At 62.1% G+C, this 15,902-nt stretch carries 11 protein-coding genes and 1 pseudogene; 6 read left to right on the top strand and 6 right to left on the bottom strand.

Annotation, left to right across the window (positions count from 1 at the left end):
• Positions 1–66: 66 nt before the first annotated feature.
• Both QQL79_RS19100 and QQL79_RS19095 read left to right on the top strand, forming a co-directional pair.
• Positions 67–849 carry a carbohydrate ABC transporter permease gene (locus QQL79_RS19100; protein WP_284393977.1) on the top strand — a complete coding sequence of 261 codons (783 nt, stop codon included), beginning with the start codon at positions 67–69 and terminating at the stop codon, positions 847–849.
• 36 nt (positions 850–885) lie between these two features.
• Positions 886–1,953 (top strand): ABC transporter ATP-binding protein, encoded by a 1,068-nt coding sequence (locus QQL79_RS19095; RefSeq protein WP_284393564.1) that lies wholly within the window; start codon positions 886–888, stop codon positions 1,951–1,953.
• 198 nt (positions 1,954–2,151) lie between these two features.
• Here the strand turns inward: QQL79_RS19095 and QQL79_RS19090 are convergent, their stop codons facing one another.
• From QQL79_RS19090 to QQL79_RS19065, 6 genes and pseudogenes are all read right to left on the bottom strand, one after another.
• A complete protein-coding gene (locus tag QQL79_RS19090) occupies positions 2,152–2,892 on the bottom strand; it encodes a FadR/GntR family transcriptional regulator (RefSeq protein WP_284393562.1) in 741 nt (246 codons plus the stop codon).
• Between the two features lies 1 nt (position 2,893).
• Positions 2,894–3,871 (bottom strand): galactofuranose ABC transporter, permease protein YjfF, encoded by a 978-nt coding sequence (gene yjfF, locus QQL79_RS19085; RefSeq protein WP_284393560.1) that lies wholly within the window; start codon positions 3,869–3,871, stop codon positions 2,894–2,896.
• A pseudogene (locus tag QQL79_RS19080) lies at positions 3,868–4,954 on the bottom strand (ABC transporter permease). The gene yjfF and the pseudogene QQL79_RS19080 overlap by 4 nt, the downstream one beginning before the upstream one ends.
• Positions 4,951–6,468 (bottom strand): sugar ABC transporter ATP-binding protein, encoded by a 1,518-nt coding sequence (locus QQL79_RS19075; protein WP_284393559.1) that lies wholly within the window; start codon positions 6,466–6,468, stop codon positions 4,951–4,953. Before QQL79_RS19075 ends, QQL79_RS19080 begins: the two are co-directional and overlap by 4 nt.
• 201 nt (positions 6,469–6,669) lie before the next feature.
• The gene (gene ytfQ, locus QQL79_RS19070; protein WP_284393975.1) at positions 6,670–7,596 is read right to left on the bottom strand and encodes a galactofuranose ABC transporter, galactofuranose-binding protein YtfQ; all 927 of its coding nucleotides are present in this window, start codon (positions 7,594–7,596) and stop codon (positions 6,670–6,672) included.
• A gap of 511 nt (positions 7,597–8,107) precedes the next feature.
• Complete coding sequence (locus tag QQL79_RS19065) at positions 8,108–9,145, bottom strand: LacI family transcriptional regulator (RefSeq protein ID WP_284393558.1); 1,038 nt, start codon at positions 9,143–9,145, stop codon at positions 8,108–8,110.
• Between the two features lie 271 nt (positions 9,146–9,416).
• Here QQL79_RS19065 and QQL79_RS19060 point away from each other — a divergent pair, with 271 nt between their 5' ends.
• From QQL79_RS19060 to QQL79_RS19045, 4 genes are all read left to right on the top strand, one after another.
• Positions 9,417–10,736 (top strand): extracellular solute-binding protein, encoded by a 1,320-nt coding sequence (locus tag QQL79_RS19060; protein ID WP_284393556.1) that lies wholly within the window; start codon positions 9,417–9,419, stop codon positions 10,734–10,736.
• A gap of 204 nt (positions 10,737–10,940) precedes the next feature.
• Positions 10,941–11,840: a carbohydrate ABC transporter permease gene (locus QQL79_RS19055; protein WP_284393554.1), complete on the top strand. Its 900-nt coding sequence runs from the start codon at positions 10,941–10,943 to the stop codon at positions 11,838–11,840.
• Complete coding sequence (locus QQL79_RS19050) at positions 11,840–12,655, top strand: carbohydrate ABC transporter permease (RefSeq protein WP_284393552.1); 816 nt, start codon at positions 11,840–11,842, stop codon at positions 12,653–12,655. The genes QQL79_RS19055 and QQL79_RS19050 overlap by 1 nt, the downstream gene beginning before the upstream one ends.
• Entirely contained in the window at positions 12,652–15,852 is a 3,201-nt protein-coding gene (locus tag QQL79_RS19045; protein WP_284393551.1) for an alpha-mannosidase, read from the top strand. Before QQL79_RS19050 ends, QQL79_RS19045 begins: the two co-directional genes overlap by 4 nt.
• Positions 15,853–15,902: the final 50 nt, after the last annotated feature.

The following is a 15,902-nucleotide window of genomic DNA, read 5'->3' as shown; positions in this document are numbered from 1 at the left end:
GCGGCGACCGCCGCCAGCAGCGGCAGGCGGCTGAGCATTGGCACCCAGACCTATCTCTATGCGTCCATGCTGATCGTGGCGGCCATCGTGGTTATTCCGCTGGTTACCACGGCCCTTGGGGGCTTCAAGACGCTGGGCGATCTGCGCGGCAATCCGTTCGGCCTGCCCGCCGAATGGCAGTGGAGCAATTACGGGGATATCATCACCAGCCAGCGCTATTGGATGCAGATGGGCAATTCGCTGCTGATCGCGGCTTTGACCGTGTTCCTGACGCTGCTCTTTGCCTCCATGGCCGCCTTTACCTTCGCCCATGTCAAATTCTTCGGCTCGGACTTTTTGCTCAATTATTTCCTGATCGGGCTGATGTTTCCGGCGGCGACGGCCATCTTGCCGCTGTTCATCCGCATCCGCGATCTGGGGCTGCTCGATACCTATTGGGGCGTGGTGCTGCCGCAGGTGGCGTTCGGGCTGGGCATGAGCATTCTGCTGTTCCGCAATTACTTCAAGAACCTGCCCTCTGAGCTGTTCGACGCGGCCTTTGTCGATGGGGCGGGGTATCTCAGGTTCTTCTGGCATATCTCGCTGCCGCTCAGCCGGCCGATCATTGCGACGGTGGGCATCATCTCCTTCGTGGGCAGCTGGAACAGCTATATCCTGCCGCTGATCATGCTCAATTCGGAGAGCAAATATCCTTGGCCGCTGGGCATCATGGTCTATCGCGGGGAATTCAGCACCGATTGGCAGCTGATCCTGGCCTTCATCACGCTCACCATTCTGCCCACCGTGATCGTGTTCTTCGCGGCACAGAAACACATCATTGCCGGCCTCACCGCCGGCGCAGTCAAATAGTCCGCGACGGCAGCGGCGCGGCAAGAGGAGGCATTTATGGCGGGACTGGAACTAAGGAACCTCAATAAGAGCTATGGCTCGGTTTCGGTGATCGAGGATATCAATCTCAGCGTCGAGGATGGTGAATTCGTCGCCCTGGTCGGCCCTTCGGGCTGCGGGAAATCGACCATTCTGCGCATGGTGGCGGGGCTGGAGGAGATTACCGGGGGCGATATCCTGATCGGGGAGAGGATCGTCAACGAGCTGACGCCGCGCGAGCGCAATATCGCCATGGTGTTCCAGAGCTATGCGCTCTATCCGCATATGAGCGTCTATCGCAATCTGAGCTTTAACCTCGAACTCTCGGGCAAGCCCAAGGCAGAAATCGAGCGCCGAGTGATGCAGGCGGCGCGCATGCTGGAGCTGGAGCCTTTGCTGGAGCGTAAGCCCAGCCAGTTGTCGGGCGGGCAGCGCCAGCGCGTGGCCATGGGGCGGGCGGTGGTGCGCGATCCCTCCGTGTTTTTGTTCGACGAGCCGCTCAGCAATCTTGATGCCAAGCTGCGGGTGCAGATGCGGGGGGAGATCAAGGCGCTGCACAAGAAGGTGGGGGTGACCTCGATCTATGTGACGCACGATCAGGTCGAGGCGATGACGCTGGCCGATCGGGTGGTGGTGCTCAATAGAGGCGTTATCCAGCAATCGGGTTCGCCGATGGAGCTCTATCGGCGGCCGGCCAATATTTTCGTTGCCGGATTTATCGGCTCGCCGGCGATGAATTTCGTCGAGGCGGTCATGCAGGGCGGGGTGGCGCGCACGGCGGATGGCACCCATTTCGTGTTCAAGCCGGCGCAGAGCCTGGCCGAGGGGCAGGCGGTGGTGGTGGGCGTGCGGCCCGAGCATCTGCTGCTGGCCGGGGAGGGTACGGCGATTACCGGCCAGGTGAGCTTTGTCGAGCCAACCGGTGGGCAGACCTTTGTGACGCTCGATGTGAGCGGCAAGCCGGTGACTGTGGTGGTGAGCGGGGAGGAGGATGCGGCATTCGATGGCGCGCTGACCGTGCGCGCGGCGCCGCACCATGTTTATGTGTTCGATGCGGCCGGTGGGGAGCGGGTCAGCGAGAATTGACCATCCACCGGGTCATTCCGGCGTAGCCCGGAATCCATGCTGAAGGCCATCCCGACGCTGGGTGGCGTGGTGAGCCACGGACATGGATTCCGGCCTGCGCCGGAATGACCCGGTGGGTGGGATGGATTGAGCGTGGATAGCATGAGGGCGGATGGGTCGGGGAGGGGCGATGGGAGCCCGGATTTCGCAGAAGCGCTCCTACCCAAACACACTCATCGTCTGCGCCTTATCCCGCGCGATAATCGACAACATTACCGCGACGGCCTCTGTTTTATCCCCGCGTTCCATGGCGCCGACCAAGGCGTTGTGCTGGTCGACGTAATTGGCGTGGCGCTGGCGGATATCATCCTGCGGGGCGAATTTGGCTGATAGAACCATGGTCAGTTCGACGACGCCCGTCACCGAGCGGAGCAGGGCATTGCCGGAGCTTTCGGCGATGGCGCGGTGGATTTCGAGGGCGGCCAGCAGGTGGGGTTCGATGCCGTCTTCGGCGATATCCATCTGGTGGGCCCAGTATTTCATGATGCGGATGTCTTCGGCGGTGCGGCGGTGGCTGGCGAGGTCGGCGGCGCGGGTTTCCAGCGCTTCGCGGATGTCGAAGAGGCTTTCGTAGAAGCGCCGGTCGGGCTTGGCTTCGAAATGCCAGAACAGCACCTGGGGATCGAAAAAGCTCCAGCGGCTGGCGGGGGAGACCTTGGTGCCCACCTTGGGCCGCGCCTCGACCAGGCCCTTGGCTTCAAGGGTCTTTAGCGCCTCGCGCAAGACCGTGCGGGAGACGCCATAGGTTTCCATCATCACCGCATCGCTGGCCAGAATCGAGCCGACGGGAAACTTGCCCGTGACGATGCCATGGCCGATCTCGTTGATGACGAAGGTGTGGTAATTCCGTGCAGCGGATCGCCCGGAAAGCGAGCGAATAAGGCTGCCTGGCTCGATCATGCTACACTTTCTCGGGCGATTTCTCTCCGGGGGCGGAGGCCGCAAATATGATCCGCTGCAGGACGATGAACAAGAACAGCAGCACGCCGATAACGATCTTGGTCCACCAACTCGACAGCGTGCCATCGAAGATGATGTAGGTCTGAACCAGGCCCAGCAGCATAACGCCGACAAAGGTGCCCAGTACAAAGCCATAGCCGCCGGTGAGCAAGGTTCCCCCGATCACCACTGCCGAGATGGCGTCGAGCTCGACCCCCACTGCCGCCAGCGGATAGCCGGCAGAGGTGTAGAGCGAAAAGACGATTCCTGCCAAGGCTGCCAGCACGCTCGAGAGCATATAGATCTGGACAGTGGTGCGCGCCACCGGCACGCCCATGAGCGAAGCCGAGGTGGCGTTGCCGCCCAGGGCATAGACGTAGGAGCCGAAGCGGGTGCGGTGGGCCAAGAGGGCACCGATGAGGAAGATGGCGATCATCAACAGGCCGATAAAGCTCAGCCTGCCGCCACCGGGCAGGCGGATGATGAGGCCGGTCAGGAAGCTGTAGAATTCGTGGTTGATGGGCACTGAATCCTGGGTGATCACCGAGGCGCCGCCCCGGGCCAGGAACATGCCGGCCAGGGTGACGATAAAGCTGGGCACCTGGAGATAGTGGATGGTGAGGCCCATGGCGGCGCCGAAAAGCGCGGCGATGCCCAGGGCAATGATGAAGGCCAAGAGCGGGTGGAGCCCCAGCCAGGAAATCAGCACGGCGACCAATACGCCGGTAAAGCCGATGACCGCGCCGACCGAAAGGTCGATGCCGCCCGAGATGATGACGAAGGTCATGCCGACCGCGGCAATGCCCAGAAAGGCATTGTCGGTGAGGAAATTGCCCAGCACGCGGGTCGAGAGCAGGCCGGGAAATTGCAGCACGGCGGCGGCATAGGCGATGATGAAGATGATGGCGGTGGCGGCCAGGGGGCGCAGGCTGCGTTTCATTTGGGGCCGGCCTTGGTGGGAACGAGGCGCTGCCGGGTGAAGAGGCGCGCGGCAAAGGGCGACTGGATCAGCAGGATCAGGATGATCATGCCGGCCTTGACGATGAGGTTGAATTCGGGCGGGAAGCCCGACATGAGGATGCCGGTATTCATGGCCTGGATAATGATGGCGCCGACCACGGCCATGGGCACCGAGAAGCGGCCGCCCAGGAGCGAAGTGCCGCCGATGACGACGGCGAGGATGGCGTCGAGTTCGAGCCAGAGGCCGGAATTATTGGCGTCGGCGCCGCGAATGTCGGCAGCGACGACAATGCCGGCAATGGCGGCGCAGAAGCCGGAGAGCGCATAGACCAGCATCAGCAGCATGCGGCTGCGAATGCCGGCGAGGGATGCCGCGGCGCGGTTGACGCCGATGGCCTGGATGAAGAGGCCGATGGCCGTTTTCCGCACCAGCAATGTCACCAGCACCAGTAGCGTCAGCGCGATCACGGCCGCCATGGGGAAGCCGAGGAAAGAGCCGGTGCCGATAAAGATCAGCGCGGGATCGTTGAACGTGACGATGGAGCCTTCGGTGATGAGCTGGGCAATGCCGCGCCCGGCCACCATCAATACGAGGGTGGCGACAATGGGCTGGATATCGAGCACGGCGACGAGAAAGCCGTTCCAGAGGCCGCAGGCTATGCCGACGGCGAGGGCCGCGAGCACGGCGACCGGCGTAGGATAGCCTGCTACCACCATGGTGGCGGCGACGGCGCCGCAGACCGCCATGATGGCGCNCCGCGAGCACGGCGACCGGCGTAGGATAGCCTGCTACCACCATGGTGGCGGCGACGGCGCCGTTTTTTAATGATACGGCGACCACCGAGAGATCGACGCCCTTGGTCGCGATGACCCCGGTCATGCCGATGGCGAGGATCGCCACGGGCGCGCCGCGATTGAGCACGTCGATCAGGCTGCCGAACAGCCGCCCATCCTGCCAGGTGATGCGAAAGAAATTGGGAAAGAGCAGCCAATTGATGAGGAGAACTCCCACCAGGGCCAGCAATTGCGGATTGGCGAGGCGTTCGAGATGCAGCCGCTTCATGGATGGGCCTCGTCGGCGGAATTGGCGATGGCCTGCACGATGACTCCGGGATTGATGTTCTTGCCGCGCAATTCGGCCACCATTTCGCGATCGCGCATGACGACGATGCGCGAGCTATAGGCGACCACTTCATCCAGCTCGGAGGAGATGACGACCATGGCCATGCCGTCGTCACGCAGCCGATTGATGGTGCGCACGATTTCGGCGTGAGCCCCCACATCGATACCGCGGGTGGGCTCGTCCAGGATGAGGAAGGCGGGGTCGGTGGCCAGCCAGCGCGAGAGAATGACCTTTTGCTGGTTGCCGCCCGAGAGGAGCTTTACCGGCATATCGAGCGAAGCGGCGCGGATATCCATGGCCTCGCCGAATTTGCCGGCGATTTCGAGCTGTTCGTCGCGGTTGAGCGCGCGGAACCAGCCGAGCTTGCCCTGGAGCGCAATGATGATGTTTTCGCGCACCGAGAGATCGCCCAGAATGCCTTCGGCCTTGCGATCCTCCGGGCAGAAGCCAAAGCCGTGACGGATGGCGTCGCTGGCGGTGCGGATGGCGGTGGTTTTGCCCGATATTGCCAGGCTCCCCTGATCAGCCGGATCGGCGCCGAACATGAGGCGGGCCATTTCGGTGCGGCCGGAACCGAGCAGGCCGGCAACCCCGATCACCTCGCCCTTGTGGATGGTGAGGTTGAAGGGATGCACGCTTTTCCTGCGGCCATAGCCGGCGAAATCGAGCAGCACATCGGTGGTGGGCCGCTCGGGCTCGAGGTCGGTGGCGCCGGAAAAGGCGATGTCCTTGCCCAGCATGAGGCGGACCACATCGGTACGGGTGACGCTATCGAGCTGGCGGGTTTCGACCAGCTTGCCATTGCGCAGCACGGTCACCCGGTCGGAAATGGCGAAGACCTGGTCGAGGAAATGGGTGATGAAGATGATGGCAAGGCCGCTCTTTTTGAGATCGGCAATGACCTCGAACAGGCGCTCGACCTCGTTGCGGTCGAGACTGGCGGTGGGTTCGTCGAGGATCAGCACCTTGCCGGAGAGTTCGACGGCGCGGGCAATGGCGACGATCTGCTGCACGGCCACGGAATGGCTGCCGAGGTCACTGGCCGGATCGATGGCCAGATCGTAGCGCTCAAGCAGTGCGCGGGCGGATTTTTCCATTTTGCGGTGGTCGACCAGGCCGAGCCAAGTGGGCTGGTGGCCCAGGAACAGGTTTTCGGCCACCGAGCGATTGGGCAGGAGATTGACCTCCTGATAGACCGTGCCGATGCCATGGGTCTGGGCGTGGAGGGGATTGTCGAGCGTCACCGGGGCGCCATGGACGAAAACGCCGCCGGCATCGGGCTGGTAGGCGCCGGTCAGGACCTTGATCAAGGTGGATTTGCCGGCCCCGTTTTCCCCCAGCAGGGCATGGACTTCGCCGGGCCGGAGGCCGAAATCGATGGCGTCAAGGGCGGTGTGATTGCCAAAGATCTTGGTCACGCCGCGCGCTTCGAGCACGTATGGGCTGTCGGTCATACAGTTCTCCCCCGCCAGATCGCCACGCCGAATTCTCAGTCGACACCCTCCCCCCTTGTTGGGTCTGCTTTTTCGCCACAAGCGAAAAAAGCAGGGTCAGGGAGGGGGTGATTGGCCCCGATATCGGGGCTTCCGCACCCCCTCCCAGCCTCTCCCATCAAGGGGGAGGTGCCGTCCGGTGACTAGCCGAGCTACTTAAGATTAGTAGCCCAGACCCTTGCGGGTGTCATATTCGCCCTGCGGATTGTCGGCGGGGGTATAGAGCTTGGACTCGGTGATGATGAACTTTTCGGGCACCGTGCCGTCCTTGAGATAGGCGACGAGCGCGTCGAAGGCGGGGCCGGCCATGTTGGGGGTCAGCTCGACCGTGGCATTGGCTTCCCCGGCGACCATGGCGGCAAAGATGTCCGGCACGGCGTCGATGGAAATCACCTTGATATCGGTGCCCGGCTTGAGGCCGGCATCCTTGATGGCCTGGATGGCGCCAACGGCCATGTCGTCATTATGGGCATAGACAGCGCAGATATCGGCGCCGCCATTTTCGGCCTTGATGAAGCCTTCCATCACTTCCTTGCCCTTGGCGCGGGTAAAGTCGCCGGTCTGGCTGCGGGCGATGGTGATGTTGTCGTGGCCGGCAATGGCTTCCTCAAAACCCTGCTTGCGATTGATGGCGGGGGTGGAGCCGACGGTGCCCTGCAGTTCGACGACCTTGCAGGGTTCGGTGCCCACCGCCTCGACCAGCCATTCGCCGGCAACACGGCCTTCCTTGACCTGATCGGAGGCAACGGAGGTGAGGTAGAGATCTTCAGGCGCATCGACGCCGCGATCAAGCAGGATGACCGGGATTTCGGCTTCCTTGGCTTCGGTCAGCACGTCTTCCCAGCCGGTGGCGACGACCGGGGCGACCAGGATGGCATCAACGCCCTGGGCGATGAAGCCGCGAATGGCCTTGATCTGGTTTTCCTGCTTCTGCTGGGCATCGGCAAATTTGAGATCGATGCCGCGTTCTTCGGCCTGCTGCTTGGTGACCGAGGTTTCGGCAGCGCGCCAGCCCGATTCCGAGCCGATCTGGCTGAAGCCGACGACCAGGCCGTCAAGGCTATCCTGCGCGAGGCTGACAGACGTCAAAGCGGTAGCGAGGCCCGCCGCGACGGCGAGCGTTTTGATGATGTTCACGATGTCCTCCCAATGTGGCCGCCGCGGCGTATTCACCTGCGGCGATGAAGGGACGATATATAAAGTACTATTATATGTAAAGTGACTCGGAGGGGAGTTTGCGAGCGCGTGCTAAAGGGATGAAAGGGCCGAATTTTTTGGGGCAACCAGTGTTGATATCCACCACCGGGTCATTCCGGCGTAGGCCGGAATCCATGCTGAAGGCCTCCCGGCGCTGGATGTATGTGGAGGGCCACGGACATGGATTCCGGCCTGCGCCGGAATGACATTGTGCTGAGGAGGGGCGGTGATCCGGAGCGCCCGCCGCGTCTCCCTCGGGCTTGATCCGAGGGTCGCTTTCAGCGCGGTGCACGTGGCGAGTGGTCCTCGGGTCGAGCCCGAGGAAAGCGATTGTGGTTAGGGAATGGATGGTGCCCGCCAGCTTACCCGGTGTCATCCCGGCGCGGGAGTGTGGCCCGTCCCCTCAGCTCCGCCATTGCGGCATCGGTTCGGCCAGGGTTTGCAGGGTTTCCACCGGCTCGCCGTCGATGCGCTTGAGCAGGAGCCGGGTCAGTTCCATGCCGGCGCCGAAGACGTCTTCCTGGATGCTGTCGAGCGTGGGAAAGAGGGTGGGCAGGATGTCGGAGGTCTGCTTATAGACCAGCTGGAAATCGCGGCCCATTTGCAGGCCGCCATCCTGCAGGCCCCCCACCAGGGCGATGGTGCGCATTTCGCTGTCGCTGACAATGCCGTCCGGGCGGTCGGGGGACAGGGCGAGGTCCTGGCCCAGCCGGCGCACTTCGGCGGGGCGGCCCAGGGCGACCGGGCCACCCAGCACCCGCGCCGTCATGCCGGCCTGAGCGGTGACGCGGTGAAAGGTGGTGACGATATTGTGGTAATTGGTGGTGCTGTCGTCGCCGATGACCAGCAGCACATTCTTGCAGCCGCGCCCGGCCAGCCGCTCCACAGCCATGGCGGCAAAGGTTTCGGAGTGGAAATCGTGATAGGGATGGGGGCTATAAAATTCGGTGCGGCCGTGGCTGACAAAGGGGAAATCGGCATCCATCAGCATCTGCACCCGGCGGTCGCGCGGGCCGGTATGGGTGATGATGACGCCATCGGCAGTGCGATTATCGAGGATATAGCGGATGGTGTCGGTGGAGAGCTGACGCTCGAATTCGGGCATGACGGTCAGATGGTAGCGCGTATTCTTGATGGCGTGACCGATGCCCTGGATCATCTGGCGGGAAAAATCGATGGAATCCTCGGCGCCATCAAGCACCAGGGCGACCACATTGGTCTTGCCGGTGCGCAGGCGCACCCCGGCGCGATCGGGCACATAGCCCAGCGATTGCGCCGCCTCCATCACGCGCTGGCGGGTTTCTTCCTTGAGCGTGGTGCCGCCGCGCAGCGATAACGAAACGGTCGAAAGGCTGAGGCCGGTCAATTCGGCCAGCGTCTTCAGCGTAACGCGCTGATGGGTGCTGCCCGGCCGTGCGCCCGGCGGTGGCTTCTGGTTCATGGCTTATCTGTCCCCAACCTCTTTTACACCGTCCGCCCGATATTCCAAATCCTGTAAAAGTTACAACGATGCAGAATGTATTCAACAGGCCAGGCCACGCGAAGGCACTGGCAATGCCTGGGAAAAATTCGCATCCGCGCGGCCCATTAGAGCATGGTGCAATTAGAATTTGCAACGTTGCATTGCTTGTGTTTACCTTGGGCCGCGCCGGGGGAGGGTCTGGCGCGAAAGGCCGCGCAAAGTCGCGGCGCGAGCACTCGAGGAGGAGTTGATGCTCAGAAAGAATCTGCTGACGACGGTTGCCGCCATGGCACTGGCCGCGACATCAGCCATGCCGGCGCATGCCGAAGTGACGATCATGTATGCCGAATGGCTTTCGTCCCTGGTCGAGCCGGGCATCAAGAATTTCGAGGAGGCGACGGGGGAGACGGTCAACGCCATCAAGCTGCCCGGCCAGGGCTATGACCAGCGCATCGCGCTGGATCTCAGCGCCGGCACCGCAGCCGATGTGATCCAGATGGACAGCTTCATGGTGTCCGAACTGGCTTCGGCGGGCTATCTGCACCCGCTCAACGAACAGGGCGCCGGCTGGGATCAGTTCCAGTATTATCAGCCCGGTCTGCTCGAAGTGGCGTCCTATGACGGCCAGGTCTATGGCCTGCCCACCGATACCGACGTACGCATGCTGTGGTACGACAAATCCAATTTCGAAAAGGCCGGCATTGCCGTGCCGTGGGAGCCCAAGAGCTGGGCCGACGTGCTCGATGCTGCCCAGAAGCTCAAGGATGCGGGCGTTCAGTATTTCTTCCAGCTGCCGGCCGGCACCAAGCAGGCAGAGGCTGCCACCATGCAGGGCTTCTACATGCTGCTGCTGGGTGCCGACGTTCCCGAGGGCGACCGCAATCGCCTGCTCAACCGGGAAACCGGCCAGTGGATTGGCGACAGCCCGGCTATCCGCCGGACGCTGGAATTCTACAAGAAAGTCTATGGCGAGCTGGGCATGCCGGCGGACCTCAACTATGCCGCCGATCCCGGTGTGGCCGTGCGCGAGGCCCTGGCCAATGACCAGTTGGGCATTCATGCCTCGGGCTCGTGGGAAGATGCGTGCCTGTGGGATTGCAATGGCGTGAACCTGCCGACCCGCGAAGAGCGCGACGCCATGGTGGGCTGGACCCCCTGGCCCGGTTCGGGCGAGCCCGGCGCCAAGGCCACCACCAATATTTCGGGTGGCTGGACCATCGGCGTCAATGCCAAGGCGGCCAATCCGGACCTGGCCTTCCAGCTGGTGACGACCATTTTCGATGTCGAGAACTTCAAGGCCTGGACGCTGGCCAACCACCGCATGGCAGTGCGCACCGATATCTCGGAATCGCCGGAATATATGGAAGATGCCTATCTCGCCAAGGCGACGGCTCTGGCGGCTGACACCACTGGCCGCGATACGGTTCCCGGTTACCAGACGGTTTCTGCGCTCGTGCAGCAGATGACGGCCCAGATTCTGGATGGGGCCGAAGTCGAAGACGTGGTGCAGGAATATCATGATGCCCTGGTCGACGAGTTCGGCGAGGACAAGGTCATCACCTACGAATAAGCGAACCTCCCCGACGCGGCGACCCCCAGAATAGGGGCCGCCGTGACGGGGTGTTTTTGGGTGTCGTCGCGACATCCGCCCCCCACGCGCGATGTCACTCCGGCGAAGGCTGGGGTCCATCCCGAGATCCACGAAGCGGCCAAATCTCAGGATGGATTCCGGCCTGCGCCGGAATGACACCGAGTAAGTGACAGGTTCGAGCGAATGAGTTTGATGAAAAACCAGGCCAATCCCTGGCTCACCAGCAATCTGCTTGTCCTGGGGCTGGGCATGCTGCCCGCCCTGCTGCTGATCGGGGTGCTGCTCTATTTCACCGCCTGGGCCTTTGCCTTCAGCTTTACCGATCTGGCCCTGGTGGGCCGAAAATCGGTGGAATGGAGCTGGGTGGGGCTGCAGAATTTCGAGCGGCTGTTTACCCGCCGTGGGTTCCTCGAGTCCCTCTGGACCACCGTCATCTTCGTGTTCTTCTCGGCCATTGTGGGCCAATCGGTGCTGGGCTTTCTGCTCGCGGCTTTGCTGCGCGGCACGCAATCGACGATCCGCACCGTGGTCGAAGTCTGCATCATGCTGGGCTGGCTGCTGCCCGATATCGTGGCGGCGTTCCTGTGGTCGGCGACGACCTCGCAGACCGGGCTGGTCAATTCGCTGATCATCGTGCCGCTGGGCTTTCCGCCGGTCAATTTCATCAATGATTATGCCCTGCCGGTGGTGACCATCGCCAATATCTGGAAGGGCACGGCCTGGTCCTATCTGCTGTTTTCGGCGGCGCTGGATTCGGTGTCGCGCGAAGTGGTGGAGGCGGCCAAGGTGGATGGGGCGACCCCGTTCCAGCGCATCTGGCTGGTCATGCTGCCGATCATCAGGCCGCATATCGCCACCAATATGCTGTTCATCACCATCTGGACCTTCACCTATTTCCCGCTGATTTTCGCCATGACCGGAGGCGGGCCGGGCACGCAGACGCAAACGCTGGCCGTGTTCCTCTACAATCAGAGTTTTTCGCGCGGCAATCTGGGCTTTGGCAGCGCCATTTCGGTGGCCATGCTGGTCATTGTGGGCCTGTTGTCGCTGGTCTATCTGCGCATGCTGCGGGAGCCGAAATAATGGAAGCCAATCCCGCTCATTCGCGGCTCACCGCGATTGCCCTCGCCTTCATGGCCGTGATCTGGGTCAGCCCGTTTTCCTGGCTGTTTCTCAATGCCTTCAACCCGGCGGCGACGGGGAGTCTCGCCATTCCTCAATCGATAGGGCTGGACAATTTCGCCCAGGCCGTCAGCGGCAATGCCGGGCGGCAGTTCCTTAATTCCATGCTGATCGCGGCGGGCACGGCGACGCTCAGCGTCGTGGTGGGCATTGCGGCCGCCTATCCGCTGTCGCGGCTTAAAATCCCCGGCCGCAATGCGTTCCTGTGGACGCTGGTGCTGCTGCGCATGCTGCCATCGGCGGGCGTGCTGGTGCCGCTCTATTTCGCCGCGCAGCGCGGCGGCCTGCTCAACCAGTTCGGCGTGATCGTCGCGCTCACCATTTTGAACCTGCCCTTCACGCTGCTGCTGCTGAAAAACTTCTTCGATACCGTGCCGATCGAGCTGGAAGAAGCCGCCTATGTGGAAGGGGCGTCGCTGTTCCAGATCGTGACGCGGATTGTCTTGCCCATGTCACGTGCCGGTATTGCAGTGGTGTGGTTCTTCAGTTTCACGGGCGCCTGGAACGAGTTCCTGCTGCCCCTGATTTTCTCCCGCGTCGAGGCCGGCTTTCCCATGTCAGTGGGTCTTTACGCGGCCTTTGGCCAGCAGGGTTCCGTGCAATACGGGTTCCTGGCGGCCTATTCCATCATCTACGCAGCGCCGGCGGTCGGCGTATATTTTCTATTGCGGCGAAACATGAACACAGGGTTCGCCGGTGTCGGAGTTAAAGGATGACCTATTCCAATCCCCTTTCGTCCAAGCTTGGCTTGCTGGACGATGATCTCAAGATGGAAGGCAAGCTCCTCAGGCTCTGCGCCGATCTCGAAAAGAAGATTCTGACTGCTATCCCCGACGCGCCGTTCCAGTGGCATGTGCTGCGCGATGATGTGATCACCGAAGCGGCGCTCAAGGCTGACTGGCGGGGCTGGGAGAAATTCGGCTCGCATTCCGTCTGGGCCAAGAAGCAGGGCCATACCTGGTTTGCCGCCGAAGTGACCGTGCCCGAAGCTGCCGCCGGCAAGACTTTCGTGCTCAAATTCACCAGCCAGTGGCAGGACCGACCGGGCTCGACCGATCCGCAATGCCTGGCCTATCTCGATGGCAAAATCGCCCAGGCGTTGGATGGCAACCACACGGAATTGGTCATCGAGCGCAATGCCAAGCCCGGCAATAAGCATGTGCTGCTGGTCAATGCCTTCACCTTTTTCGAACGGCCCCTGGTTGGTTTCACTGTCGATTTCTATACGCGCAGTGAGCGGGCCGAAAAGCTCTATTGGGATCTGCAGACCCCGCTGGATGTGGCGACGCGCCTCTACCAGAATGATCCGCGCCGTCAGGCTATCCTCAATATCATCGACCGTTCATTGCGCGCGCTCGATCGCCGTGCCGGTTACACGCCCGCCTTCGAGGCTTCGCTGGGCGATGCCGAAAAGATTGCCGCTGAAATCTATGCTTTGGTCGATACCGAGACGCAGCCGCAGATCACCGCTGTCGGCTCCACTCACCTCGATGTGGGTTGGCTCTGGCGTGTGATGCATACTCGCGACAAGACGGGCCGCTCCTTTGCCACGGTACTCAACCTGATGGAGGAATATCCCGAATTCGTCTTTATGTATAACCAGTCGGTGCTCTTCGACTTCCTCAAAAAGGATTATCCCGAGCTGTGGGAACGCCTCGTGGCCCGCGTCAAAACCGGCCAGTTCGAGATCGAAGGGGCCATGTGGGTCGAGCCCGACGTCAATATTGTGTCAGGCGAGAGCCTGGTGCGCCAGATCATGCGCGGGCGGCAGTTCCATCTGGCTGAATTCGGCGTTGATCCCAAGACGGTGTGGCTGCCCGACACGTTCGGCTATTCGGCCAATCTGCCGCAGATCATGGACAAGTCGGGGCTCAAATATTTCGTCACCTCGAAGCTCAGCTGGAACGATACCGACCGCCATCCCTATGATAGTTTCCACTGGCGCGGCATTGATGGCACCGTCACGAAGGCCCAGCTGATCACGGCGCAGCGCTATGAGAGCGAGGCAGTCTACACCACCTATAATGGCGATCTGTCGGTCTCCGAGACCATGGGCGCCTGGAAGCGCTACGAACCCAAGGCGGTCCATAATGAAGTGGTCATGTCCTATGGCTATGGCGATGGCGGCGGCGGCCCCACCCGCGGCATGATCGAGCGCGGCATCCGCCTCGAACGCGGCATTCCCGGCGCCCCGCGCGTCAAGCTTGAAGGCATCGTGCCGTTCCTTGACCGCCTCGGCGCCAAGATGGATGCGCCCGGCAACAGGTTCCCCACCTGGAATGGCGAGCTTTACCTGCAATATCACCGCGGCACGCTGACTTCGGTGGCCAAGAACAAGGCCAATAACCGGCGGGCAGAACGCCTGCTGCGTGAACTCGAGCTGCTTGGTGCCCTGGCGCTGGCGACGACTGGCGCGCCCTATCCCAAGGAGACGCTGGCCGAGTTCTGGGAACTGGTGCTGATCAACCAGTTCCACGACATCCTCCCCGGCACCTCGATCCCCGAGGTCTATGTCGATAGCGACAATGAATATGGCAAGATTTTCTCGACCCTGGGTTCGGCCAATGGCCCCTGGCACAGTGCGGCAGCCGCGCTGAGCAAGACGGGTGGCGGCGGGCTCAAGCTCTTTAACTTCACCGGGCAGACCCGTTCGGGCCTGGTGAGTGTCGGCACTGACGCGGGCCTCGAAGGGGCTTCGCTCAGCATTGCCGGCAATCAGCACAGCCTGCAAAAGGTCACCGGTGCCGGTGGCGAAATCGCCTACGTGGCGCCGGTTTCCGATCTGGCGCCGCTGGGCTGGACCGGGGCGCAGATCGTTACCGGGGCGACGGCCAATAGCTCGCCGCTCTCGGTGTCGACGAGCCATCTCGAAAACGAATTGCTCAAGGTCACCTTCGACGCCTCGGGCGAAATCACTTCGGTGTTCGACAAGTCGCGCAAGCGCGAAACCATTGCGGCGGGCGAGAAGGCCAATCGACTCATCGCTTATGAAGACAAGCCGATGGAATGGGACGCCTGGGATATCGATCGCTATTTCGAGGAACAGTTCTGGCCGCTGGCGGATGCCAAGGCCAAGATCACTGTGACGGAAACCGGGCCGCATCGTGCTGCCATCCGCATCGAGCGGAAGTATCAGGCGTCAACCGTGGTGCAGGTAGTGTCGCTGGCGGCCGGTGCGCGGCAGGTGGAGTTCGATACCTTTATCGACTGGCAGGAGCGCCAGACGGTGCTCAAGGCGCAGTTCCCCTTCGATCTCAACACCTCGGAAATCCGCTCGGAAATCCAGTTCGGCCATGTGCGGCGCCCCACCCATCGCAATACCAGCTGGGACAAGGCGCGGTTCGAAGCTTCCATGCATCGCTGGGTCGATTTGAGCGAGGCCGATTTCGGTGTCTCCCTGCTCAATGACTGCAAATATGCTTATGATTGCCTGGAGCAATCGGTGCGGCTGACCCTGGTGCGCGGCTCGACCTTCCCCAGCCCCGATGCGGATCTGGGCGAGCATCGCCTGCGCTATGCGCTCTTCGTGCATGATGGCGTGGCCGATCTCGCCGATGTGCATCGTGCCGCCGAGCGCTTCAACAATCCGGTGGCGGTGATTGGTTCGCTGCACGCGGTGGCCGATGCGAGCGAGGATGCTGGTAGCTTCTCCTTTGCCAGTGTCGATCAGTCCAATGTGACGCTGGAAACGGTCAAGAAGGCGGAAAAGTCCGATGCCATCGTGCTGCGCGTCTTCGAGCACGCCAATATCCGTGCCGAGGCGACCATCACGTTCGGCATCCCGGTCAAGTCGGTGCGGGTGGTCAATCTGATGGAAGAGGGCGCGGGCGACGCGCTGAAGCTGACCGACAATGGCGTGACGCTGTCACTGCGTCCCTTCGAGATCGCCACGCTGCTGATCGAAACGGCCTAAGGCTATTGGCCATCCCGGCCTTGTGCCGGGGTGGCCGCTATCGAATAGGG

The sequence above is a fragment of the Devosia yakushimensis genome, from assembly GCF_030159855.1.
GTDB lineage: Bacteria > Pseudomonadota > Alphaproteobacteria > Rhizobiales > Devosiaceae > Devosia > Devosia yakushimensis.
The sequence above is the reverse complement of the archived record's forward strand: the minus strand, read 5'-3'. Positions and strand labels throughout refer to the sequence as shown.

Bases quoted from the DNA above. Each gene is read 5' to 3' on its own strand.
- QQL79_RS19100 (WP_284393977.1), top strand. From the start codon at position 67: ATGCTGATCGTGGCGGCCATCGTGGTTATTCCGCTGGTTACCACGGCC.
- QQL79_RS19095 (WP_284393564.1), top strand. From the start codon at position 886: ATGGCGGGACTGGAACTAAGGAACCTCAATAAGAGCTATGGCTCGGTT.
- QQL79_RS19090 (WP_284393562.1), bottom strand. From the start codon at position 2,892: ATGATCGAGCCAGGCAGCCTTATTCGCTCGCTTTCCGGGCGATCCGCT.
- yjfF (WP_284393560.1), bottom strand. From the start codon at position 3,871: ATGAAACGCAGCCTGCGCCCCCTGGCCGCCACCGCCATCATCTTCATC.
- QQL79_RS19075 (WP_284393559.1), bottom strand. From the start codon at position 6,468: ATGACCGACAGCCCATACGTGCTCGAAGCGCGCGGCGTGACCAAGATC.
- QQL79_RS19065 (WP_284393558.1), bottom strand. From the start codon at position 9,145: ATGAACCAGAAGCCACCGCCGGGCGCACGGCCGGGCAGCACCCATCAG.
- QQL79_RS19060 (WP_284393556.1), top strand. From the start codon at position 9,417: ATGCTCAGAAAGAATCTGCTGACGACGGTTGCCGCCATGGCACTGGCC.
- QQL79_RS19055 (WP_284393554.1), top strand. From the start codon at position 10,941: ATGAGTTTGATGAAAAACCAGGCCAATCCCTGGCTCACCAGCAATCTG.
- QQL79_RS19050 (WP_284393552.1), top strand. From the start codon at position 11,840: ATGGAAGCCAATCCCGCTCATTCGCGGCTCACCGCGATTGCCCTCGCC.
- QQL79_RS19045 (WP_284393551.1), top strand. From the start codon at position 12,652: ATGACCTATTCCAATCCCCTTTCGTCCAAGCTTGGCTTGCTGGACGAT.